Origin of the sequence: Geminicoccus harenae (genome assembly GCF_019800005.1) — a bacterium.
Taxonomy (GTDB): Bacteria; Pseudomonadota; Alphaproteobacteria; order Geminicoccales; family Geminicoccaceae; genus Geminicoccus; species Geminicoccus harenae.
Genome location: NZ_JABGCL010000008.1, coordinates 43,086 through 64,677, shown reverse-complemented (window position 1 = coordinate 64,677; position 21,592 = coordinate 43,086). Strand labels below are relative to the sequence as shown.

General features: G+C 69.2%; 23 protein-coding genes. 4 read left to right on the top strand and 19 right to left on the bottom strand.

Going from position 1 to position 21,592, the window contains the following annotated elements:
* Window positions 1–7: 7 nt before the first annotated feature.
* The 11 genes from rimP to HLA95_RS09280 form a co-directional block, all read right to left on the bottom strand.
* On the bottom strand, window positions 8–562 hold the full coding sequence (rimP, locus tag HLA95_RS09330) for a ribosome maturation factor RimP (RefSeq protein ID WP_255591731.1): 555 nt from the start codon (window positions 560–562) through the stop codon (window positions 8–10).
* A 101-nt stretch (window positions 563–663) separates the two neighbouring features.
* Window positions 664–1,137 carry a hypothetical protein gene (locus tag HLA95_RS09325; RefSeq protein WP_191058358.1) on the bottom strand — a complete coding sequence of 158 codons (474 nt, stop codon included), beginning with the start codon at window positions 1,135–1,137 and terminating at the stop codon, window positions 664–666.
* Entirely contained in the window at window positions 1,115–1,837 is a 723-nt protein-coding gene (gene trmB, locus HLA95_RS09320; RefSeq protein WP_191058357.1) for a tRNA (guanosine(46)-N7)-methyltransferase TrmB, read from the bottom strand. Before trmB ends, HLA95_RS09325 begins: the two co-directional genes overlap by 23 nt.
* 2 nt (window positions 1,838–1,839) lie before the next feature.
* Window positions 1,840–3,015 (bottom strand): methionine adenosyltransferase, encoded by a 1,176-nt coding sequence (gene metK, locus HLA95_RS09315; RefSeq protein WP_191058356.1) that lies wholly within the window; start codon window positions 3,013–3,015, stop codon window positions 1,840–1,842.
* A gap of 170 nt (window positions 3,016–3,185) precedes the next feature.
* Entirely contained in the window at window positions 3,186–3,710 is a 525-nt protein-coding gene (locus HLA95_RS09310; protein ID WP_191058355.1) for a helix-turn-helix domain-containing protein, read from the bottom strand.
* Between the two features lie 18 nt (window positions 3,711–3,728).
* The gene (gene lnt, locus HLA95_RS09305; RefSeq protein ID WP_191058354.1) at window positions 3,729–5,291 is read right to left on the bottom strand and encodes an apolipoprotein N-acyltransferase; all 1,563 of its coding nucleotides are present in this window, start codon (window positions 5,289–5,291) and stop codon (window positions 3,729–3,731) included.
* Window positions 5,284–6,201: a hemolysin family protein gene (locus tag HLA95_RS09300; RefSeq protein ID WP_191058353.1), complete on the bottom strand. Its 918-nt coding sequence runs from the start codon at window positions 6,199–6,201 to the stop codon at window positions 5,284–5,286. Before HLA95_RS09300 ends, lnt begins: the two co-directional genes overlap by 8 nt.
* Window positions 6,198–6,707 carry an rRNA maturation RNase YbeY gene (gene ybeY, locus HLA95_RS09295; RefSeq protein WP_191058352.1) on the bottom strand — a complete coding sequence of 170 codons (510 nt, stop codon included), beginning with the start codon at window positions 6,705–6,707 and terminating at the stop codon, window positions 6,198–6,200. The genes HLA95_RS09300 and ybeY overlap by 4 nt, the downstream gene beginning before the upstream one ends.
* The gene (locus tag HLA95_RS09290; protein ID WP_223861399.1) at window positions 6,704–7,762 is read right to left on the bottom strand and encodes a PhoH family protein; all 1,059 of its coding nucleotides are present in this window, start codon (window positions 7,760–7,762) and stop codon (window positions 6,704–6,706) included. Before HLA95_RS09290 ends, ybeY begins: the two co-directional genes overlap by 4 nt.
* Entirely contained in the window at window positions 7,759–9,123 is a 1,365-nt protein-coding gene (gene miaB / locus HLA95_RS09285) for a tRNA (N6-isopentenyl adenosine(37)-C2)-methylthiotransferase MiaB (protein WP_191058351.1), read from the bottom strand. Before miaB ends, HLA95_RS09290 begins: the two co-directional genes overlap by 4 nt.
* A gap of 188 nt (window positions 9,124–9,311) precedes the next feature.
* The gene (locus HLA95_RS09280; protein ID WP_159712480.1) at window positions 9,312–9,740 is read right to left on the bottom strand and encodes a Ros/MucR family transcriptional regulator; all 429 of its coding nucleotides are present in this window, start codon (window positions 9,738–9,740) and stop codon (window positions 9,312–9,314) included.
* 114 nt (window positions 9,741–9,854) lie between these two features.
* Here HLA95_RS09280 and HLA95_RS29090 point away from each other — a divergent pair, with 114 nt between their 5' ends.
* On the top strand, window positions 9,855–10,094 hold the full coding sequence (locus HLA95_RS29090; RefSeq protein ID WP_191058350.1) for a sulfurtransferase TusA family protein: 240 nt from the start codon (window positions 9,855–9,857) through the stop codon (window positions 10,092–10,094).
* Here the strand turns inward: HLA95_RS29090 and HLA95_RS09270 are convergent.
* The 7 genes from HLA95_RS09270 to HLA95_RS09240 all read right to left on the bottom strand — a co-directional run bounded on the left by HLA95_RS09270 (window position 10,091) and on the right by HLA95_RS09240 (window position 18,390).
* Window positions 10,091–10,624 carry a GNAT family N-acetyltransferase gene (locus tag HLA95_RS09270; RefSeq protein WP_191058349.1) on the bottom strand — a complete coding sequence of 178 codons (534 nt, stop codon included), beginning with the start codon at window positions 10,622–10,624 and terminating at the stop codon, window positions 10,091–10,093. The genes HLA95_RS29090 and HLA95_RS09270 overlap by 4 nt on opposite strands.
* Window positions 10,624–11,274: a tRNA (adenosine(37)-N6)-threonylcarbamoyltransferase complex dimerization subunit type 1 TsaB gene (gene tsaB / locus HLA95_RS09265; protein ID WP_222183082.1), complete on the bottom strand. Its 651-nt coding sequence runs from the start codon at window positions 11,272–11,274 to the stop codon at window positions 10,624–10,626. The genes HLA95_RS09270 and tsaB overlap by 1 nt, the downstream gene beginning before the upstream one ends.
* 16 nt (window positions 11,275–11,290) lie before the next feature.
* Window positions 11,291–11,851, bottom strand: coding sequence for a NifU family protein (locus HLA95_RS09260; protein WP_191061475.1), 561 nt, complete (start codon window positions 11,849–11,851; stop codon window positions 11,291–11,293).
* 41 nt (window positions 11,852–11,892) lie between these two features.
* Window positions 11,893–12,849, bottom strand: a complete 957-nt coding sequence (locus HLA95_RS09255; protein WP_191061476.1) for a DUF2333 family protein — start codon at window positions 12,847–12,849, stop codon at window positions 11,893–11,895.
* A gap of 68 nt (window positions 12,850–12,917) precedes the next feature.
* Window positions 12,918–13,913, bottom strand: a complete 996-nt coding sequence (gene trpS / locus HLA95_RS09250) for a tryptophan--tRNA ligase (RefSeq protein WP_191061477.1) — start codon at window positions 13,911–13,913, stop codon at window positions 12,918–12,920.
* A gap of 69 nt (window positions 13,914–13,982) precedes the next feature.
* Complete coding sequence (murJ, locus tag HLA95_RS09245) at window positions 13,983–15,512, bottom strand: murein biosynthesis integral membrane protein MurJ (RefSeq protein WP_222183080.1); 1,530 nt, start codon at window positions 15,510–15,512, stop codon at window positions 13,983–13,985.
* 28 nt (window positions 15,513–15,540) lie between these two features.
* Window positions 15,541–18,390 (bottom strand): [protein-PII] uridylyltransferase, encoded by a 2,850-nt coding sequence (locus HLA95_RS09240; RefSeq protein WP_222183078.1) that lies wholly within the window; start codon window positions 18,388–18,390, stop codon window positions 15,541–15,543.
* Window positions 18,391–18,479: 89 nt separating this feature from the next.
* On the opposite strand from HLA95_RS09240, the gene ccmD reads away from it, so the two are divergent.
* Window positions 18,480–18,704, top strand: coding sequence for a heme exporter protein CcmD (gene ccmD / locus HLA95_RS09235; RefSeq protein ID WP_222183076.1), 225 nt, complete (start codon window positions 18,480–18,482; stop codon window positions 18,702–18,704).
* Between the two features lie 49 nt (window positions 18,705–18,753).
* On the opposite strand, the gene HLA95_RS09230 is transcribed toward ccmD, so the two are convergent.
* A complete protein-coding gene (locus tag HLA95_RS09230) occupies window positions 18,754–18,900 on the bottom strand; it encodes a hypothetical protein (RefSeq protein ID WP_222183074.1) in 147 nt (48 codons plus the stop codon).
* Here HLA95_RS09230 and HLA95_RS28815 point away from each other — a divergent pair.
* Complete coding sequence (locus tag HLA95_RS28815) at window positions 18,899–21,262, top strand: mechanosensitive ion channel domain-containing protein (protein WP_222183071.1); 2,364 nt, start codon at window positions 18,899–18,901, stop codon at window positions 21,260–21,262. The two genes, HLA95_RS09230 and HLA95_RS28815, sit on opposite strands and share 2 nt — an antisense overlap.
* A gap of 72 nt (window positions 21,263–21,334) precedes the next feature.
* Window positions 21,335–21,577: a hypothetical protein gene (locus HLA95_RS09220; protein WP_191061550.1), complete on the top strand. Its 243-nt coding sequence runs from the start codon at window positions 21,335–21,337 to the stop codon at window positions 21,575–21,577.
* The last annotated feature ends 15 nt before the right edge of the window (window positions 21,578–21,592 follow it).

Genomic DNA, 21,592 nt, shown 5'->3' with positions numbered 1-21,592 from the left:
GCTTCCATCAGACGCCTCCCTCGGGGCTCTCGTCCTGTACGGCGAGCCGGGCCTCGTGAGCCTGCTGCGCCTCCTTGATCAACGCGTCGGTGAGCACCAGGCGGGCCTTGCGGATGGTCGGGTAGGGCACCCGGAACTCCTGCCCGTCCTGCTCGATCACAATGTCCTCGCCGTCGACCGCCTTGATGTTCGCCTTGAAGCGCTTGCGCCCCTCGATGTCGGGCTCGACCTCCAGCTTGGCCAGGTGGCCGGCGAACCGGGCATAGTCGCCCAGCTTGACGAGCGGCCGGTCGATGCCGGGGGAGGTGACCTCCAGCGTGTACGCCCCGGGGATGGGGTCATGCACGTCCAGGATCGCCGAGATCGCCCGGCTGATGTCGGCACAGTCCTCCACGTCCATCACCCGGCTCGGCTCGGCAGGCTCGGCCATGACCTGCAGGGTCCTGCGCGTCTGGCCGAGAAGCCGGACCTGGACGAGCTCGAAGCCCATTCCACGCAGGCTTGGTTCGATCAGATCGACGAGGGTCTTGATGGGGTGGCTCCTGGAAAAACGGCATGCCAAAGGGAGCGGGCGTCGACCCACTCACCTCGCATCGGCGTGGCAGTGAACGTGGCGGTAGATACTCGCTCAGGCCGAGAAGTTCAAGGGGGAGCAGCGCCGTTTCAGCGGCCAGTCCCCATGATGCCGGCCCTTTCCATGGCACGCTGCATGATCCTCTCACCGATCTGCTGACCGTAGAGGCTGAAGGCGGCCTCCGCCGATGGCTTGTCGAAGTCCTGGACGGTCGCGCCACATTCCAACGCCAGACGGATCATCGAAGACGCGAAGTTCGAGAACTCCGTCTTGACGTCTTGCTGGTCTTCCTGGAGCGCAGCGATCAGGAAGCGTCTGAAGGCCTGCTCGTCGTCCGACGTCGTCTGCGTCTGCATGCAGGTAGCCAGTGCGATGGAATCACCCGACTGTGCCTGTGCCTGTGCCGGCAACGAAAACCCGAGCAGCAGCGCTACAAGAATTCCAAAGCAAGGGATTTGCGGCCGTAGAAGCATCGCACCAAGCCCCGCCGAATATTGCAGCAGCCGCTGATCTCGCCGGCGCCGCGCAGGAGCTTGTTTTTCACGATACGGGCTGGCTGTCACGAATGAACCGCAAGAACGTCGGCCGGCGGCCCTCGCGCGCCGCTTTCGCCTGGTAGCGGGTGGGCACATGGTCGGGCGGTGCCACCGTCCAGTCCGAGGCCCGCTCCGCCGCCCAGGCCAGCCGTGGCTCGGCAAGGGCGGCATCCAGCATCCACCGGGCATAGTCGGTGATGTCGGTCGCCAGGCGCAGCTCGCCGCCCGGCACCAGCACCCGCGCCATCTCCGGCACGGTCTGCCGGTTCACGATGCGTCGTTTGTGGTGGCGCAGCTTGGGCCAGGGGTCGGGGAACAGCACGTCGATGCGCTGCAGGCAGCGATCCTGCAGCACAAGCAGGAGCAGCCGCGCGTCGTCGGTCAGGACCCGCACGTTGTCGAGCCCGGCCGCCTCGACCTCAGCGACCAGCTTGCCCACGCCGTCCAGGAACGGTTCGACGCCCAGGAACCCCAGCTCGGGGTGGGCCTTGGCCTGGGCGGCCAGATGCTCGCCGCCGCCGAAGCCGATCTCCAGCCGGAAGCCCTGCATCGGCCGGGAAAACAGCGCCGCCGGATCGAGCCGGCCCTGCTCGGGCAGCGTGATCCGCAGTGCCGGGAGCCGCTCGTCCAGGAGCTGGCGGCGGGCGGGCTTGAGGCCCGGGCCCTGCCGCCGGCCCCAGATCTGGCGACGGACCGGGCCGGGCCCGGTCGCGTCGGTCTCGGCCATGCTCAGTTGAACGCCCGCTTCAGCTCGTCGACCAGGTTGCGGGCTTCCCAGGAGAAGCCGCCATCGGCCTCGGCCGCATGGCCGAAATGGCCATAGGCGGCGGTGCGGGCATAGATCGGCCGGTTCAGGCGCAGATGCTCGCGGATGCCGCGCGGGCTCAGGTTCATGACCTCGTTCAGCACGCTGGCGAGGCGGCTCTCGTCGACCTCGCCGGTGCCGAACGTGTCGACATAGATCGAGAGCGGCTTGGACACGCCGATCGCGTAGGAGAGCTGGATCACGCATTTGCGCGCCAGGCCTGCGGCCACCACGTTCTTGGCGAGGTAGCGCGCGGCATAGGCCGCCGAGCGGTCGACCTTGGTCGGGTCCTTGCCCGAGAACGCGCCGCCGCCATGGGGGGCGGCGCCGCCATAGGTGTCGACGATGATCTTGCGGCCGGTGAGGCCGGCGTCGCCGTCCGGCCCGCCGATCACGAAGTTGCCGGTCGGATTGACGTAGAACTCGCTTTCCGGCGGGAACCAGCCCTCGGGCAGCACCGAGCGCACATAGGGCCGCACCAGCTCGCGCACCTCGGCCGTGCTCAGGCCCGCGTCATGCTGGGTGGAGACCACGACGGAGGTGGCCGCCACCGGCTTGCCGTCGACATAGCGCAGAGTGACCTGGCTCTTCGCGTCAGGCTGAAAGCCCTTCACCTTGCCGGAATGGCGGTCGGCGGCCATGCGGCGCAGGATCTCGTGGGCGTAGTAGATCGGGGCCGGCATCAGCTCCGGGGTCTCGTCGACCGCGAAGCCGAACATGATGCCTTGGTCGCCGGCACCCTCGTCCTTGCTCTCGCCCGCGTCCACGCCCTGGGCGATGTCGGCCGACTGCTCGTGGAGCAGCACGTCGATCTGGCAGTTTCGCCAGTGGAAGCCGTCCTGCTCGTAGCCGATCGCCCGGATCGCCTTGCGCGCGGTCTCCTTGATCACCTCGCTGTCGATCCGGCTGTCGGCACCGGGGCGGACCTCGCCGGCGATCACCACGCGGTTGGTGGTGGCGAGCGTCTCACATGCGACGCGCGCGTAAGGGTACTCCGCTAGGTAGAGATCGACGACCTCGTCCGAGATCCGGTCGCAAACCTTGTCCGGATGTCCCTCGGACACCGATTCGCTGGTGAAAAGGAAGTCGTTCGAGGCCATTGATCGCCCACTCTCCGAAACCACGGGGGTCACCCAGACGCAGGCCGTGCCACAGGCACGGACCCGTCAGGTTCCGACGCTTGCTAGCTATTGGTCAGGCCGCCAGCTACTGGTCAGGCCGAATGCGCCATGGTGACCGTGGATGCTTCTGAACGGCAGGGACGTGCCGGTCAAGAAGACCGGTGCGAGCGGGACAGCGACCAATCGGCCGCGTTGCCCGGGGAATACGCCCGATCCGCCGGCGGGCGGGCAGGGGACAGGCCGGCCAGCGCCTTGGCCAGCTCGGCCAGGCGGCGGCGGATCGTGGGATCGTCGATGCGATGGAACGCGCGCACCAGTTCCAGTGTTTCCCGGTTCTCCACCGCCGCGCCGGAGACCTTGAGCGACGGGGTGGGAGCAGTGCGCGGCGCGCCGGAGAAATCGAACCGGCCGCCCCGGTCCTCGGCCAGCCCGTGTTGCGGGGCCTCGTCCATCTCGTCGAAGAACCAGGCCACCGGCGTGTCGAGAATTCGGCTAATCGCGAACAGGCGAGAGCTGCCCATACGGTTGGCGCCGCGCTCGTACTTCTGTATCTGCTGAAACGTTACGCCCAGCAGTTCACCCAGCCGTTCTTGGCTCATCCCTACGAGCGTGCGGCGAAGCTTCAGACGCTTGCCGACATGGACATCAACCGGGTCCGGATGCTCGATCGTCATTGTGGCGAGCCTGTTCGCTCAATCAGTGTCCTGTTGTGAACGAAACTCAACGAACAGGCAAGCCATGGCGAATAGGCCGATTGCTATCCAACCCCAAAGTGAACCTAGTCGGCCGCCGATCGGCCGCTCCGGCAGGGAAGCGGGCAGCTTCCCGTCGATGACACCTCGCTCGCCCAGGCCGAGCTCGGCCAGGATCCGGCCATAGGCGTCGGTCACCACCGACACGCCGGTGTTCGCGGCGCGCACCAGCGGCAGTCCTTCCTCCACGCTGCGCATCCGCGCCAGGGCCAGATGCTGCCAGGGGCCGGCACTCCTGCCGAACCACGCGTCATTGGTCACGTTGAGGAGCCACTGCGCGCGGCCGCTGCCGTCGGTGGCGGCGGAAGGATAGGCCACCTCGTAGCAGATCAGCGGGCTATAAGGAGGGATGCCCGGCAGCTCCTGCGTGGTCCGGCCGGAGCCTGGCCGGAACTCGCCCCGGGCCGCCACCGCCTCCAGCCCGATCGCCCCCAGGAGCCCGCGCAGCGGCAGGTACTCGCCGAACGGGACCAGATCGACCTTGTCGTAGCGCGCGGCGACCGCGGCCTCCGGGTCGATCACGTAGATGCTGTTGTTGGCAAAGGGCTGGCCGTCGGCGTCCTCGGCATAGTGGTTGGCGCCGGTGACCACGAACCCGCCGGCCTTCTGCGCGATCTGCGCCAGATAGGTACGCGCCACCTCGTCCCGCTCCAGCGAGAACGGCACCGCACTCTCCGGCCAGATGATCAGCCGCGGCTGGACCGGGGCCGGCTCCTCGGCCAGCTCGATATGGGTCAGGAAGTTCTCGCGCAGCCGCTGCGGGTCCCATTTGCGGTCCTGCGGGATGTTCCCCTGGACGACCCGCAGCTCCAGCTCTGTGGGCGGCGGCAGCGGCTGGGACAGGCGCCAGGCGCCATGGCCCAGCACAATCCCGGTGAGCAGCAGCGGCACGGCCAGCCCCGCCAGCCGTGCCTGCAGCCCAGGCCCGGTAACGACCAGGGCGGCAATGCCGGCAGCGGCGACCGTCACGACCGATAAGGCGGGCGAGCCGGTAAGCGCCACGATCTGCAGGCTGGCCTCGCTGACCGACCAAACCAGGGCGATCGGGTTCCAGGGAAAGCCGAACAGGGTGCCGCGCAGCCATTCCCCGAAGCCCCACAATGCCGCCAAGCCGAGCACCACCGCCAGCGGCCGGCGGATGCGCAGGAGGCGCAGGATCATCCCGTAGGCGGCGACGAACAGGGCGCATGCCAGGCAGAGCAGGAAGGTGGCGGGCAGGGCCAGGACCGCCACGCCGGCCGCCTCGGCGGAAAAGGCGATCGCGACCCAGTAGAGGCCGACCAGATGGAACCCCAGCCCGAACGCCAGCCCTGCGAGCCCGGCCCGCATCACGCCCGGGGCCCGGGCGATCGCCAGCACCAGCACGCCGAAGCCGAGCAGACCCGGCAGGACGTGCCAGGGCGGCAGGGCCAGGGCGGCCGCAGCACCTGCCAGGAGGCAGGCGAGCAGGGGATGGCGGAGAAGGATGGCCTCGATCCGGTTCCCGGGAGCCGGGTCAGTCACCCATCACCTCGAATTCGCCTGTACGGGCAGCACGTTGGTCGTGGATCTTCACACGCTCGATCCGGCGGCTCGACGCGTCCAGGATCTCGAACAGAAAGCCCGCCGGATGCGGGATCTTCTCGCCGGTCGCCGGGATCCGGTCGACCAGGGACGAGACCAGGCCGCTCAGCGTGTCGACCTCCTCGCGCATCTCCTCGTCCACCAGCTCGATGTCCAGGAACTGCTCGAGGTCGTCCAGGTAGACGCGGCCATCCGCATCCACCGTGCCGTCCGGCTGGCGGACGATCTGCCCGTCGGTGGCCGGGTCGTGCTCGTCGGGGATCTCGCCGATGATCTCGCCGACCAGGTCCTCCATGGTGACCAGGCCGTCCGTGCCGCCGAACTCGTCCACTACCACCGCCATGTGGACCCGCGTGTCCCGCATCTCGCGCAGGAGGTCCAGCACCTTCATGGACGGCGGCACCACCAGCACCCGGCGCGTCACCGCGGCGAGATCGAAGCCCTCGGGCTTGAGCATGAAGGGCAGCAGGTCCTTGACGTGGACCATGCCGATCACGTCGTCGAGTGCCGTGCCATAGACCGGCAGCCGCGTGTGCATGCCGATCTGCATGGTCTCCAGCACCTTGGCCAGCGACGCGTCCTTGGCGACCGCCTTGATGTCCGGGCGCTGCACCATGACGTCGGCGACCTGCAGCTCGCCGAAGGCCAGCGCGTTCAGGACCAGCTCGCGGACCGCGGGCACCAGCTTCTGGTCGCCCTCCTCGTCGAGGTCGCCCTCGATCAGATGCTCGATGCGGGTGCGCAGACTGCCATCCGAGGCATCGACGGCACCCGCGAAGCTGCGCAGCCGGCGCACCAGATCGCTGAACAGCGACGGGTTCTGCTCGGCCCGCCGTTGCAGTTGCCTCACCGGACTGCCTCCAGATAGGGATCGCCGATGCCGAACCGGGCCAGGATCCACGCTTCCAGCCGCTCCATCGCCAGGGCATCGGCCTCGCCGGTCTCGTGGTCCATGCCCAAGAGGTGCAGGACGCCGTGGACGACCATGTGGCGCAGATGCTGGTCGAGCGGCAGGCCGGCCTGGGCCGCGTCGCGCTGCACGGTCTCCAGCGCAATCACGATGTCGCCGAGCTCCAGCCGGCAGCCGGGCGGCAAAGGCAGGTCCGGGTCATAGGCCGGGAAGGACAGGACATCGGTCGCCTTGTCCTTGCCGCGCCACTGGTGGTTCAGGCGGCGGATGCGCGGGTCGTCGGTCAACACCACCGAGAGCTGCGCGTCCTGCAACGGTGCCGGAGCCGCCTCCGCCAAGGCGAGTTGGGCAGTGCTCCGCACCAGCCCGATCGGATCGGTGACGGCCGTTTGCCAGGCTTCCGCCTCGACCGCCACCTCGATCGGGTGACTACTGTCGTCGTTCATTGTTCCTTAGCCGGATTACTCGGCCCGCGGCCGAGCGTCCTCGCAACGCCGTCCTCGAACGTCGCGGACGGCGGTTCATGAGGCTCATAGGCCTGCACGATCTTTTGCACCAGAGGATGGCGCACGATGTCGGACGCATCGAAGCGCACGACCGCGATGCCATCGATGCCGCTCAGCCGGTCGACCGCGTCCTGCAGGCCCGAGGTCACGCCGTGCGGCAGGTCGGACTGGTTGGGATCGCCGGTCACCACCATGCGCGAGTTCTCGCCCAGCCGGGTGAGGAACATCTTCATCTGCATGGGCGTGGCGTTCTGCGCCTCGTCCAGGATCACCGCGGCGTTGCGCAGGGTGCGGCCGCGCATGAAGGCCAGGGGCGCGATCTCGATCTGCCCGGTCTCGATCGCGCGCTCCAGCCGGCCCTCGGGCAGGAGGTCGTGCAGCGCGTCGTAGATCGGGCGCAGATAGGGATCGACCTTCTCGCGCATGTCGCCGGGCAGGAAGCCCAGCCGCTCGCCGGCCTCGACCGCCGGGCGCGACAGGATCAGCCGCTCCACCGTCCGGGCCTTCATCGCGGCGACCGCGGCGGCCACCGCCAGATAGGTCTTGCCGGTGCCGGCCGGGCCCAGGCCCAGGACCAGGTCGTTCTTCTGCAAAGCCTCCAGGTAGCGCGCCTGGTTGGGCGTGCGCGGCACCACGAGCTTGCGCTCGGTGCGCACCGCCGCCTGCTGGCCGCGATAGCCGTCGGTCGGCGAGGGTTCGCCCGCGGTCACCATGCGTACGGTGGCATCCACCTCGTTGCGCCCGATCTGCTCGCCGCCGCGGGCCCGGACATAGAGTTCCTGCAGCACGGTCGCCGCGGCGTTGACGGCATCCGGGTCGTCGCCATGGACGATCACCTCGTTGCCACGCGCCACCAGGTTGACCGGGAGCAGCTGCTCCATCCGGGCCAGATGGCTGTGGTGCTGGCCGAACACGGTGGCGCAAAGCCGGTTGTCCGGCAGGACGACCCGGCGATCCGCGTGGTCGAGTTCCGCCATCGGCAGGAGCGGCTTCAAGCGGCGCGTCCTCGTTGGACAGTGGGTGAGGGCAGGAGGCGCGCCGACAGGCTGCGCGGGTTGGCGCCCGTGATCTCGACGCGGCACAGGTCGCCGACGCGGAGGTTCTCCCCCGCCAAATGGACGATCTGCAGCCAGGGGGAGCGGGCGGCCTTGTGGCCCACGTCCCGCCCGTCACGCTCGATCAGCACTTCCATCACCGTCCCGATGCTCTGCTGGTCGAACGAACGCCGCTGCGCCTCCAACAGTTCCTGCAGGGCCGCCAGCCGCTCGGCCTTTATTGCCTCGCGCACCTGCTTCTTCATCAGGCTGGCGGGCGTGCCCGGCCGCGGGCTGTACTTGAAGGAGAAGGCCTGGGCGTAGTGGACCTGCTCGACCAGCCGCAGGGTCGCCTGGAAGTCCTCGTCGGTCTCGCCGGGAAAGCCCACGATGAAGTCGGAGGACAGGGCCAGGTCGGGCTTGGCCGCACGCAGCCGGTCGACCAGCCGGAGATAGTCGTCGGCACCGTGCTTGCGGTTCATCGCCTGGAGCAGCGCGTCCGAGCCGGACTGCACCGGCAGATGGAGGAAGGGCATGAGCTGCGGCACGTCGCGATGCGCCGTGATCAGCTCATCTTCCATGTCGCGCGGGTGCGAGGTCGTGTAGCGGATCCGCGCCAGCCCATCGAGCTCGGCCAGGGCGCGGATCAGCCGGCCGAGGCTCCAGCTCCGGCCGTCCGGGCCCTCGCCACGATAGGCGTTGACGTTCTGGCCGAGCAGGGTGATCTCGCAGACCCCCTGGGCCAGGAGCTGGCGCGCCTCGGCCAGGATCGCGGCGGCCGGGCGCGACGCCTCGGCACCCCTGGTATAGGGCACCACGCAGAAGGTGCAGAACTTGTCACAGCCTTCCTGCACGGTGAGGAAGGCGGACGGGCCCACGGGCGTGAGCGCCGCCGGCAGCTCGTCGAACTTGCTTTCCAGGGGAAAGTCGGTGTCGACCACGCCTCGCGCCGTCCGGCCGCGCCTCGCCAGCATCTCCGGCAGGCGGTGATAGGCCTGCGGGCCCACCACCACGTCGATGAAGGGGGCGCGCTCGAGCATGGCCTCGCCCTCGGCCTGGGCGACGCAGCCCGCCACCGCGATCGTCAGGTCGTCGCCCGAGGCACGACGCTGGTCGCGCAGCAGGCGGACCCGGCCGAGCTCGGAATAGACCTTCTCGGCGGCCTTCTCGCGGATATGGCAGGTATTGAGGACGACGAGATCCGCGTCCTCGATCCGATCCGTGGCGGCATACCCATGTGGTGCCAGAGCTCCGGCCATACGCTCGGAGTCATAGACGTTCATCTGACAGCCATAGGTCTTGATGAAGAGCTTCTTCGTCACCCGCCAACCAGAAATGGTTTTACCGCGCCGAGTTATTCCCAGCGCGGCTCGACGCGTCAAGTTACGCTTCGCTGCGCAGCCATGCCGTCGGTGCCGGGGGCGCCGATACTGGAGGCTGGCGCTGCTGTCCGCGGCACCGGTGCGGGAGGCTCAGGCCGGAGGGCCCACCTCCCGCCGGGCGGTTGCGGTCAGGCCGAACGGCGGCCGCGGGCACGCGGCTTGGTGCCGAGCCCGATCTTCTTCGCCAGCGACGAGCGCTGCTCCGCATAGGCGGGCGCGACCATCGGGTAGTCGTCCGGCAACCCCCAGCGCTTGCGATAGTCTTCCGGAGACATATTATAACGGGTCTTCAGATGCCGCTTGAGCATCTTCAGCTTCTTCCCGTCCTCCAGACAGATGATGTACTCAGGCGTGACCGACTTCTTCACCGGCACGGCCGGGGTCAGCTTCTCCTGGGGCTCTTCCTTGATCTCGACGCCCTGAGACGACAGAGACGAATATACGAGCCTGATGAGGTCGGGCAGGTCGGTGGACGACACCGTGTTGTTCGACACGTGTGCCGCGACGATCTCCGTCGTCAACGACAGGAGTTCGTTCTGGGTCAACTGATCCGCCATCTCAGCGTATGGGCTCCCGGCCTACTTGGTATTAGACGAGCCACTACTATATTTCTTCAACGCGCGCCCGCAAGGGGTCAGCGAGAAAAATCGTGTCAGAAAAGGCTAGTTGAAGTGCCGTCAACTGAAGCAACCCTGGACATCACTGCCGACACCTGCCCGATCACGTTCGTTCGTGCAAAGCTGGCACTCGAAAAGATGCGACCCGGCGACATGCTGCGCATTCGGCTGCGCGAGGGTGAACCGCTGAGTAATGTCCCCGTTTCCCTGGTCGACCATGGACACGAGGTCATTGCTCACGAAGCTGTGGACAAGGGGATTTTCGAGCTTGTCGTGCGCCGGGGGAAGGACTAGCCCAGGCGGGCCCGCGACCTGAGGCTCCCGAGGGAGGCCTTCATCGTATAGGCGCTGGTCTTGCGGCCGTCCGGTCGGTGGTAATAGTCGGTCCGCGTGCCGACCCGCTCGAAACAGTATCTTTCATACAGGCTCTGCGCCGTGACATTGTCGACGGCGACCTCCAGGAACATCGCTTCCGCGCCGGCTTCATGCGCCCGGAACATCGCGGTTTCCAGTAACATTCCGGCGACGCCCCGCTTGCGCCAAGGTTGCAAGACGCCGATCGACAATAGTTCGCTCTCGTCGCGCACCACCCGACAGATGGCGAACCCGACCCCGCGCAGCCCGTCGATCGCGGAGAAGCCGCGGTCGAAGCAGCGCGCGATCAGGCCGAAGCTGCCCGGCAGGGACAAGAGATGGGCGATGTCCGATCTCGACCAGCCGTCGTCGAAGCAGCCGCGATGAAGCCGTGCCAGCCGCCCGAGGTCGAAGGGCCCGATATTCTTGACGGCGATCTGGCCGGGCCGGGGCAGGGCGATCAACGCCATCAGGCCGCTCCGGCCAGATCCAGCAGCGACCGCCCGGCACCTTCCCGGGCATCGGCACCGCGCAGGTAGAGCGGCACCAGCATCTCGCCAGCCATTCCCTGCTCGCCGGCCAGCAGCCGTCCGGCCGCCGCCAGGCCCACCTCCTCGGCACCGGCCACGAGCTGCACCGCTTCGGGCACCTCGCCGACGAGCTGGAAGCCGGCAGCGGGGCCGGGCGGGGAGGAATCCGTCGAGATCGGGCCGAAGCGCCCGGCCGCATCGACGTCCTGCACATGCCAGTTGCCCCGGCCGCCGGGCACCACGATCCGCAAGGGCGCCGCGATGCCGCCGGCCCGGGCGGCGACCGCCAGCGCCTCGAAGGTCGAGACGGCCATGACCGGCACACGAGTGGCGAGCGCCAGTGCTCGGGCGAGCGCCACGCCCACCCGGATCGAGGTGAATCCGCCAGGCCCGACCCCGCAGGCGATCAGGTCGAGCTCATCGACGCGCCAGCCGGCCTGGTGGAGGCAGGCCTGCACCTGGGTCGGCAGCAGGTCGGCCTCGGCGGCAGCAGCCCGGGTCGCCCGGCCGGTCACGGTCACGCCGTCGGCGTCTGCCAGGCAGGCGGCCGCCGCGACCAGACCGGTCCCACCGATCGCCAGGACGCGCACCGGACCGGCCGGAGGCTCAGTCGATCGCGCGGACTTCGACGACATCCGGCACGTAGTAACGCAGGAGGTTCTCAATGCCGTTCTTCAGCGTGACCACCGAGGACGGGCAGCCGGCACAGGCACCCTTCATGTGCAGGTAGACCACGCCGCGCTCGAAGCCGTGGAAGACGATGTCGCCGCCGTCATTGGCCACGGCCGGGCGGACACGCGTGTCCAGGAGCTCCTTGATCTTGGTCACGGTCTCGTCGTCCTCGGGCGCATGGCCAGCGTGCGACGCCTCCGCCTCGGCCTGGACCACCGCCGGCTCGCCGGACATGAAGTGCTCGACCATGGCGCCGAGCACGGCCGGCTTCAGCACATACCAGTCGGCCGCGGCCTGCTTGGTGACGGCCACGAAATCCCGGGTGATGAACACCGAGCGCACCCCGTCCACCGCAAACAGCCGGCGCGCCAGCGGGGAGACCTGCTCCGCCTCGTCGGCGTCGAGGACTTCGACCTGCCCCTGCTCGACGATGGTGCGGCCGGGGAGGAACTTCAAGGTCGCCGGATTGGGCGTCTGCTCGGTCTGGATGAACATGGGGTATTTCTCCTTGCGCCTGAGGTGGCGACCGTGTGCCACTAACGCAAGAGGATGTTGGTCACCTCACGCAACTGCGTGCGTGCGCGCAGCAGGAGGAAGCCCTGGCTGGCCAGATGGTTGGGCTTGAACTGGCTTTCCAGTCCTCCGTTCACGACCACCCACGGTTGAAGCGTCGCAGCGAGTCGGAAACTGTCGAGCATTTCGGTCCAGCTCGACGCCGCACCCCGCTCGCGGATCACGTCGGCATAGTCCAGCCCCAGCTCGCGCAGGAGGATGTAGTAGGCGTAGAGCTGGCCCTTGGCGGTGTAGAACAGGTCGTCAGCCGAGAAGTCGAGCCAGCGGTTCCCGCTGAGATCGATCGCCTGGTAGACCGCGCCGGAGGTGGAGCCCAGGTCCGAGGCGATCGCGTCCAGGCTTTCCAGCAGGTTGTCCGCCCTGAGCTCCAGCGTCGCCTCGCCGGATGCCAGCCGGCCGTTATAGGCGCGCAGTGCAGTCACGGCCTGGCGGTACTGGCTCTCGGTGGTGGCGGTGGGCGCCCAGGAGTTCGCCGGGTTCCAGACCCAGACATTGCCGGGATAGGCCAGGAGGCCCATGGCGCGGGTCAGGTCCGCGTCCGCCTGCGAGGAGCCGCGCACCCTTGCCAGGCGGTCGCGCACCGATACGCCGAAGCGCTGGACGGCAGCGACGATGCCAATCTGGTAGTTCGGCATGTTGTCGAGCAGGACGCCCGGCTTGAAGAACGGCTCGTTCGGCGTCCACTCGTTCTGGTCGATCTCCCGGGACACGAGGTCGGCCATGGCCGCCACCGCGCGCGAGCCGCCCTCGGGTGCCGTGGTGGCCGTGGCGAAGTCCGGGTCGTCGTCGATCCGGTGCACCACGGCCATGCCGACCAGGTACCAGCCCGCCACGGCCAGCACGAGCAGCGCCGGCAGGCCCAGGAGCGCGCGCCGCAGGAGCGGGCGCCGGGCGGGAATGGAGGGGTCCGAGACGGCCATTATCGATCCTTGGAGTGAAACGGAAGCTGCCGGGACAGATGGCGCGCCGCCCCGGCGGCTGGAAGGCTTTAGGCCTGCCGGAAGCCGATGATATCATAGACCTGCCGGAGGATGGGGCCGGCGATGGCATCGGCCTTCTCGGCACCCCGGTCCAGGATCCGGTCGATCTCGGCCGGATCCGCCAGCAGGCGGCGCATCTCGGCCGTAATCGGCGAGAGCTTCTCGACGCACAATTCGGCCAGCCGCCCCTTGAAGGCCGAGAAGTTGGCGCTGGCGAACTCCGCCTCGACCTGGCTGCGCGGCTGATCGGCCAGGGCCGCGTAGATCGTCAGGAGGTTGGACGCCTCCGGGCGCCCGGCCAAGTCGTAGCTCATCCCCTCGATCGGGTCGGACTTCGCCTTCCTGATCTTCTGGGCGATCGTGTCGCTGTCGTCGGTCAGGTTGATGCGGCTGTAGTCGGACGTGTCCGACTTGCTCATCTTCTTGGTGCCGTCGCGCAGCGACATGACCCGGGTGGCCTCGCCCAGGATCATCGGCTCGGGCAGGACGAAGAAGTCGACGCCGAACTGGCGGTTGAAGGCGCCCGCCGTGTCGCGCGCCAGCTCCAGATGCTGCTTCTGGTCCTCGCCGACCGGCACGTGGGTGGCGTTGTAGGCCAGGATGTCGGCCGACATCAGCACCGGGTAGGTGTAAAGTCCGGCCGAGGCGTTGTCGCGCTGCTTGCCGGCCTTTTCCTTGAACTGGGTCATCCGGTTCAGCCAGCCGATCGGCGTCTGGCACATCAGCACCCAGGCGAGCTGGGCGTGGGCCGGGACGGTCGACTGGTTGAACAGGATCGAGCGGTCCGGGTCGATGCCGCAGGCGATCAGCGCCGCGGCGACCTCGCGGATGGCACCCTTCAGCTCCTTGGGATCCTGGGGCAGGGTGATCGCGTGCTGGTCGACCACGCAGTAGATCGCCTCGTAGTCCTGCTGCAGACGGACCCAGTGCCGGATAGCGCCCAGATAGTTGCCGAGATGCAGGGCGCCGGTCGGCTGGACGCCGGAAAAGATGCGGCCGGACATGGACGAGCCTTCGTAGCGGGACGGTACGGACGGTCGAGCGCGGTTGGATGGCGGCTCGCGACCGTTGCGTCAAGCTCGGTCCCGGAAGAGTGCGACGAGTTCCTGCGGCCGGACCACCCGCGCCACCGCCGCCATGCCGAGAAAGGCCAGCCCCGCCACCAGGATCGCACCGCCGAGCGCCATGGGCGGCTCCAGATGCTGCATCTCGCGCAGTGCCTGCACGGCGACCGAGGCGGCGACGATCGCGCAGACGAGCCCGCCCAGCGCCCGCAGCTTGGTGCGCCGGGAAAAGGCGCGGCCCTCGATCCGGCCGATCCGGCGGACCAGCACGGCGAGATTGGCCCAGCTCGACAGGCTGGCCGCGGTCGCCAGCCCCAGATGGCCGAGGCTGCCGAGCGTGGCCAGGCCCACCGTGAGGTTGACCGCCAGCGCCACGATGGCGCCCATCAGTGGTGTCCGCAGGTCGCCCCGGGCGAACAGGGTGGCGGCCATGATCCGGACCAGCACGGCTGCCGGCAGGCCCAGCGCGAAGGCCTGCAGCGCCGCGGCGGTGGCGACCGTGGCCGCCGCATCGAAGGCGCCCCGGCCGAACAGGATGCTTACGATCGGCAGGGCCAGCGCGGTGAGCCCGGCCGCAGCCGGCAAGGTGAGCAGGAGGGCGATCTCGACCGCCTGGTCGCGCACCGCGCGCGCCTCCTCCAGCCGGCCTTCCGCCATCCGCCGCGCCACGATCGGCAGGAGTGCCGTGGAGATGGCGACTCCGATCAGCCCCAGCGGCAACTGGGCCAGCCGGTCGGCGAAATAAAGAAAGGACACAGCCCCGGGGGCGAGTGCCGTCGCCATCACCGTCACCACCACCACGTTGACCTGATAGACGCCGGCACTGGCGATCCCGGGCAGGATGCGGCGGGCCAGCGGGCGGAGCTGCGGGTCGGCGAGGTCGGCCCGGGGGCGGATCGGCGCACCGGCGCTCCTGCAGGCTTGCCAGAGCAGCAGGAGTTGCAGGGCACCCGCCACCGGCAGGGCCAGGGCCAGCACGCGCGCCAGCGCCAAGGGCTCGCCTCCGTACCAGAGCAGCACCGCGATCATCACGAGATTGAGGATCACCGGTGCCGCCGCGGCGGCGGCAAAGCGGCCCAGCACGTTCAGCACGCCGCCCAGGAGTGCCGCCAGCGACACGAACAGGATGAAGGGGAAGGTGCGCCTGGCGAGTTCCACCGCCAGGTCCCGGCGCGGGTCGAGCGGGTCGAAGCCGGGAGCCAGCACCAGGATGACCAGCGGCATGGCGAGCAGCGCCAGGCCGGTGGCCACCGTCAGCACCAGGCCCAGCGCGGTCAGCGCCCGGCCCGCAAAGGCCAGCGCCCTGGGGCGGCCGTCGCTCGTCAGGATCTGGCTGAACAGCGGGACGAAGGCGGCGGAGAAGGCACCTTCGGCGAACAGCCGGCGCAGAAGGTTCGGCAGCTTGAGCGCCACCAGCAGGGCGTCGGCGGCCACGCCGGCACCCAGGCTCTGCGCCAGGAGGACGTCGCGCAGGAAGCCCAGGAGACGCGAGGCCAAAGTCGCGGCCGAGACGATCGAGGATGCGCGCAGCCAGCCCAAGCACTCTTCCCGGTCAAGTGAGGTCTGGTCAGGTCAGGCTCAGCGCCTCGGTGAGCTGCTTTTGGACCTTCATGACCTTGCTGCGCACCGTAACCTTCATGCCGAACACGTCCTTGACGTAGAACACGTCGACGACGCGCTCGCCATAGGTGCTGATATGCGCGGAGCTGATCACCAGGCCCAGTTCCTTCAGCGCCTTGGCGAGATCGAACAGCAGGCCCGGCCGGTCGCGGCCATTGACCTCGATGACGGTGTGGGTGCGGCTGGCATTGTTGTCGAGCAGCACGCGCGGCTCGACCTGGAACACATCCGCCCGGGCCGGCAGGCTGCGCCGCCCCGCCAGCGCCTTTTCCAGCCAGATCTCGCCGGACAAGGCGCGGATCAGGTTGTCGCGGATGCGCTGGAAGCGCTCGGGGTCGTCGACGGCCGCGTGCTTGCCCGCGTCCTGGAAGCCCAGCATGTCGAGCGCCGTGCCGTCGGTCGTGGTGAAGATGTGCGCGTCCACGATGCTGGCGCCGCCCAGTGCGATCGCCCCCGCCACCTTCATGAACAGGCCGGGATGGTCCGGCGCGTAGAGCAGGAGCTCGGAGCGGGCGCGGAACTTGTCGACCCGGAAGTCGATGCCGATCGGCAGGGACTGGCTCTCGGTACGTCGGATCAGCTCGGCATGGCGGACCAGGTCCTCGGTGCCGAAGCCCAGCCAGTAGCGCGGGTCGTGCCGGGCGAGATGCCGGTCGATGCGCTCCTGCGTCCACCAGCCGTCCGGCTCCGCCAGCAATGCCTCGGCCAGCTCGGCCTTCGCCCGGTTGGCCCGGCTGGCGCGCCGCCCGCGCAGGTCGCCGGACTGCAGCGCCGCCTCGGCCTCGCCATGCAGCTCGCGCAGGAGCTGGCCCTTCCAGCCATTCCACACATTGGGGCCGACCGCGCGGATGTCGCACACGGTCAGCATCAGCAGGAGCTTCAGGCGCTCAGGGGACTGCACCACCTCCACGAAGTCCTGGATGGTCTTGGGATCCTCCAGGTCACGGCGAAAGGCGGTGTCGCTCATCAGCAGATGGTAGGCGACCAGCCAGACGACCGTCTCGGTCTCTTCCGGCAGCAGGCCGAAGCGCGGGCAGAGCTTGCGCGCGATGACCGCACCCACCTCGGCATGGCGCCCGCCCCGGCCCTTGCCGATGTCGTGGAGGAACAAAGCGACGAACAGGGCACGGCGCGACAGGAGCTTGGGCACCAGCTCGCTCGCGAGCGGCAGGTCGTCCCGGAGCTGGCCGTCCTCGATCTGCCGCAGGATCGCGATCGCCCGGATCGTATGCTCGTCCGTGGTGTAGACGTGGTAGAGATTGTGCTGCATCTGGCCGACGATCCGGCCGAAGTCCGGCACGAACCGGCCGAGCACCCCGGCCTCGTTCATCCGGGTGAGGGTCCCCGCCGGATCCTTGCGCGAGGTCAGGATCTCCAGGAACAGCCGGTTGGCCTGCGGGTCGTCGCGCAGCTCGGCATCGATCCTGGGCAGGGCCTGGCCCACCGCCGCCAGCGTGGCGGGGTGGATGTCCAGGCCGCGGGCATCGGCGGTGTGGAACAGTTGCAGGAGCTTGATCGGCTCCTGCTGAAACAGTTTCGGGTCGTCCAGCGCCAACCGGTTGCCCTGGATCAGGAAGCCGTCCACCCGCTTGCGGGTGAGGCCGAAGCGCGGCAGCGCGAATTTCGGCCGGCGCCGGTGCTGTTCCTCCAGGGCCGCGCAGACGATCCGGGTGAGGTTGCCGACCTCGCGCGCGGCCAGATAGTAGCGCTTCATGAACCGCTCCACCCCCATGGAGCGGGTCCGGGTGCGAAAGCCCATGCGCGCGGCGATCTCGGGCTGCACGTCCAGGGTCAGCCGGTCCTCGGCCCGCCCGGTCAGCCAGTGCAGGTGGCAGCGTACCGCCAGGAGGAAGGCGCGCGAGCGCCGGAAGGTCGACAGGTCGCGCCGGGTGATCAGCCCGCTCTGGACCGGCTTGACCAGATCCGTGCCGCCATAGACGAACCGGGCGATCCAGCCCAACGTATGGAGGTCGCGCAGGCCGCCCTTGCCTTCCTTGACGTTGGGCTCGAGCAGGTAGCGGCTGTCGCCGACCCGCTGGTGGCGCCCATCGCGCTCGGCGAGCTTGGCCTCGATGAACGTCGCCTCGTGGCCGTGGACGATCTCCTTGCGGTAGCGCTCCTCGAGGTCGCCGGCGGCGGCGGCATCCCCCCAGAGCAGCCGCGCCTCCAGCAGCGCGGTCGACACGGTGAGGTCCTGCTGGGCCAGCTTGATGCACTCGCCGGCCGTGCGGGTGGCCTGGCCGACCTTCAGGCCCAGGTCCCAGAGCCGGTAGAGCAGGTACTCGGTGATCTGCTCGCCCACAGGCGTGCGCTTGTAGGGCACCAGGAACAGGAGATCGATGTCGGAGTGCGGGCAGAGCTCGCTGCGCCCGTAGCCGCCCACCGCCAGCACCGCCATGCCCTCGCCCTTGGTCGGGTTGGGGGTCGGATAGACATGGGTGCTGGCTAGGTCCAGCAGGCCCTGGATCAGCCCGTCGGTGATGGCGCTGAGTGCTGCCACCGCGGCCTCGGCCGGCCCGCCCGCCTCGAACGCGCGGCGGACCAGGCCGCGGGCATCGCCATGGATGCGCTTCAAGGCCGCCGTGAGCCCCGGGATGTCGGCGGCAGCGGCCGCCCCCAGCGCCTGGACCTCCGCCCGGACCTGGGCACGGATGGCCGGCGCATCGGGCAGCGTTGGAGCTTCGGCGGCAGTCGTGCTAGGCGCAAGGGCGGCCCGCTGCGGATCCTGGCTGGACCCGGGCGCTGGCCGCGCCGCGTTGCCATGACCTTCGACCGGAGCTCCGGTGCTCGCGTCCAATTCCCACCGCCTCTCGCCGCTCGTGCCGTGCTGCGCGGCATACCGTGACCCGCCCGCTGCGGATAGTGCCGGCACCGGAGGACCGGTCCATGGCTGAGTTCCTCGCGATGGGCGGCTATGCGGCTTATGTATGGCCGGCGTTCGGCTTCACCATCCTGGTCCTGGGCGGCCTGTGGCTCCTGTCCCTGCGCCAGATGCGCGCCAAGGAAGCCGAACTGGAAACCCTGCGCAGCCAGATGCGCGCCCGCCGCCCGGCACGCCCCGCCCAGGTGATCCGCCCGCGCCGCGCATCCGCCACCGAGCAGGAAGGCTGATCCGACCGGAATCGGCGCCCGGCCATCTTCCGGTATCCTGACGATTTCCTCATTCCGCCGCATCACCCTGGTCGCGCCGGCACCCGCCCGCTACCTGATCGGGCGCCGGACCTGCCAGGCAGGCCCGGCAGTGGCGCGTCAGGGGCAGGGCGTCCTCCGGCGTGCCGGTCACCGGTAGAGGATCGTTTCGGCTCATGCTGCTTCGCGCGTTCGCCTTCCTGCTCGTCCTCCTGATCGCCCAGACTTCCCCCGCCACCGCACAGAACGCGCCAGGCCAGCAGGCCCAGCCGCCGGCATCGGCGGCCGCCCCCGTCGCCGAACGGGCCGACGATCTCGCGACCATCGACCGGGCACTGCAGCTCCTGAAGAACAATGCCGGCCGCCAGGCGGTCATCGCCGATCTGGAGACCCTGCGCGCCCAGCTCGAGGCGCCGCCGTCGTCGCCGGCCACCGGCCAGGCGGCGGGGGAGGCGCCGGTTCCGGCCAGCCCGGACCAGGCAGCGCCGGCCGAGAACGGCACGCCCGCCGAGGCCGGTGCGGCACAGGCACCGCCAGCCGCGGCCGAGCCGGCCCCGGCTCCCGCTGCCGAGCCGGCGCCGGCGGCCGAGCCCGCCCCGGCCGAGGCGATCCTGACCGAGCACGGCCTGGTGGGCGCGCTCAGCGACTGGGCCAGCGACGTCGGCCAGGAGCTGCCACGCCTGGCGCTGGGCGGCGGTTCGATCATCGAGCGCTTCCGCCTGGCCGGCCAGCAGGTCCACGCGCGCATCAGCGATCCCGGCTTTCGCGACGGGCTCGAATATTTCCTGATCCGGTCGATCGCCGGCTGGGCGCTGGGCTTCGGCATCCTGTTCCTGGTGGCCAAGCTGCCCGCCGTGCAGCGGCGCACGGTCGCCACCCAGCGCAGCCGCGGCGGCAAACTGGTGCGGGAGATCCTGACCCGCGCCCTGTTCGGCATCCTGCCGCTGGCCGTGGCCGCCGCCATCCTGCTCATCTGGCCGGTCGCCTCCGGCATGAGCGCGCGCGGCCGGCTGATCTTCCTGCTCCTCGCCTCGCCCTTGTGGTGGGGCATGTTCGCCCGCCAGATCTTCCACCACTTCCTGATGCTCGCCGCACCGGCGCGCGGCTGGCGGCTGGTGGGCTATGCGCAAAAGCGCATGGGCGTGTGGATCTCTTGGCTGGTGGGCCTGGCCGTGTTCAGCGCCGTGCTGCGCGACCCGAACCTGCGCAGCACGATCGGCCTTGCCACCGCCGACATCGTCTCCCTCCTGTTCGACCTGCTCTACAATCTCGCCGCCCTGATGTTCGTGCTCCGGCACAAGGCGACGATCCGCGCGCTGCTGATCCGGGGCCGGCTGGCCAAGGGCATCGGTGTCGGTCAGGTAGAGGCGGCGCTGGTCGGGCTCGCCCGCCGCTGGCACCTGATCGCGATCGCCTTCCTGGCGTTCAACGTGATCGCCCGGCTGCTCGGCACGCGCAGCCAGAGCTTCATCCTGCAGGTCTCCTTCTCGCTGGCGCTGGTGATCGTCGGCACGATGCTCGCGGCCTGGCTGCGCAAGCGCGCGCGGATCGCCGAGGAGCACATGCAGCAGCGCCGGATCACGACCAGGGGCGCCGTCGCCGCCCGGGTGATCGGGCTGGTGGCGGTGATCGGCCAGGTGGTGCTGGCGGTGCTGGTGGTGGTGATCACTTTCCGGCTGTGGGGCTTCGACCTCCTGGCCTGGCTGCAGCGCGAGCCGGGGCGCACGATCGTGAGCTCGCTCTCCGGCATCGGCTTCGCCCTGATCACCGCCTGGCTGGCCTGGATCTTCATCGACAGCTGGATCGCCGGCGCGCTGGTGCCGACCGACCATCAGGGCCGGCCGCGGCCGATGTCGAACCGGGTGAAGACCCTCCTGCCGCTCTTGCGCAACTTCGTGTTCGTGACCTTGTCCGTGCTCACCGTCATCGTGGTGCTGGCCAATCTCGGCCTGAACGTGGCCCCGCTGCTCGCCGGCGCCGGCGTGGTCGGCCTCGCCATCGGCTTCGGCTCGCAGCAGTTGGTCCAGGACGTGATCACCGGCCTGTTCATCCTGCTGGAGGACACGATCTCGATCGGCGACGTGATCGACACCGGCGACCGGGCCGGCACGGTCGAGGCGCTGACCATCCGCACCGTGCGCATCCGCGACGGCGAGGGCGCGCTCCATTCGATCCCGTTCTCCAGCATCAAGGCGGTCAAGAACCGCTCGCGCGACTTCGGCGTCTATACAGTGACGGTGATGATCGACCACCACGCTGACACGCAGAAGGCGATCGACACCATGCGCGAGGTCGGCAACTCGCTGCTGAAGGACCCGGCCTACGCGCCGCTGATCCTCCTGCCGCTGGACGTCTGGGGCGTGGACGAGGTCAACCCGGACGGCATCGTGCTCAAAGGCGGCATCCGCACCCGGCCGCTGCAGCAATGGGCGGTCGGCCGCGAGCTGAACCGCCGCCTGCTCGCCCGCTTCGACGAGGTCGGCATCGACCTGGCCCACCGCCAGTACCAGCCGGGGCTGCAGGCCGTGCCGGCGGCCTGAGCAAGTGCCGGCTGCGACTTCCACTGCTGCGTCACATAGGCGTAGTGTCTATTCGTAGTGTGGAGATGTCTCATGGGCATGCCGATCTCGATCCGGCTCGATGACGATGTACGTGACGAGCTCGAAGCGCAGGCACGCGCAAGCGGCGTCGGTCTGGCGACGTTGTTGTGTGACCTGACGACCCGGGATGCGCGGGATGCCCGGCGTGCGCGCATCACCGAAGCAAGCGCGCGAGTTGGCCGTCGTGTCGCCAATTCGCCCGAAGGCAGGGCGTTCTACGAGGATTGGGGAACGCCGCCCGCCGATGCCGACTGAGCGTGAGCTGTCGAA

Bases quoted from the DNA above. Each gene is read 5' to 3' on its own strand.
- HLA95_RS09310 (WP_191058355.1), bottom strand. From the start codon at position 3,710: ATGACGATCGAGCATCCGGACCCGGTTGATGTCCATGTCGGCAAGCGT.
- HLA95_RS28815 (WP_222183071.1), top strand. From the start codon at position 18,899: ATGCTGCTTCGCGCGTTCGCCTTCCTGCTCGTCCTCCTGATCGCCCAG.
- HLA95_RS09260 (WP_191061475.1), bottom strand. From the start codon at position 11,851: ATGTTCATCCAGACCGAGCAGACGCCCAATCCGGCGACCTTGAAGTTC.
- metK (WP_191058356.1), bottom strand. From the start codon at position 3,015: ATGGCCTCGAACGACTTCCTTTTCACCAGCGAATCGGTGTCCGAGGGA.
- trpS (WP_191061477.1), bottom strand. From the start codon at position 13,913: ATGTCCGGCCGCATCTTTTCCGGCGTCCAGCCGACCGGCGCCCTGCAT.
- ybeY (WP_191058352.1), bottom strand. From the start codon at position 6,707: ATGAACGACGACAGTAGTCACCCGATCGAGGTGGCGGTCGAGGCGGAA.
- HLA95_RS09255 (WP_191061476.1), bottom strand. From the start codon at position 12,849: ATGGCCGTCTCGGACCCCTCCATTCCCGCCCGGCGCCCGCTCCTGCGG.
- HLA95_RS09220 (WP_191061550.1), top strand. From the start codon at position 21,335: ATGGGCATGCCGATCTCGATCCGGCTCGATGACGATGTACGTGACGAG.
- ccmD (WP_222183076.1), top strand. From the start codon at position 18,480: ATGGCTGAGTTCCTCGCGATGGGCGGCTATGCGGCTTATGTATGGCCG.
- HLA95_RS09270 (WP_191058349.1), bottom strand. From the start codon at position 10,624: ATGGCGTTGATCGCCCTGCCCCGGCCCGGCCAGATCGCCGTCAAGAAT.
- HLA95_RS09230 (WP_222183074.1), bottom strand. From the start codon at position 18,900: ATGAGCCGAAACGATCCTCTACCGGTGACCGGCACGCCGGAGGACGCC.
- HLA95_RS09280 (WP_159712480.1), bottom strand. From the start codon at position 9,740: ATGGCGGATCAGTTGACCCAGAACGAACTCCTGTCGTTGACGACGGAG.
- trmB (WP_191058357.1), bottom strand. From the start codon at position 1,837: ATGGCCGAGACCGACGCGACCGGGCCCGGCCCGGTCCGTCGCCAGATC.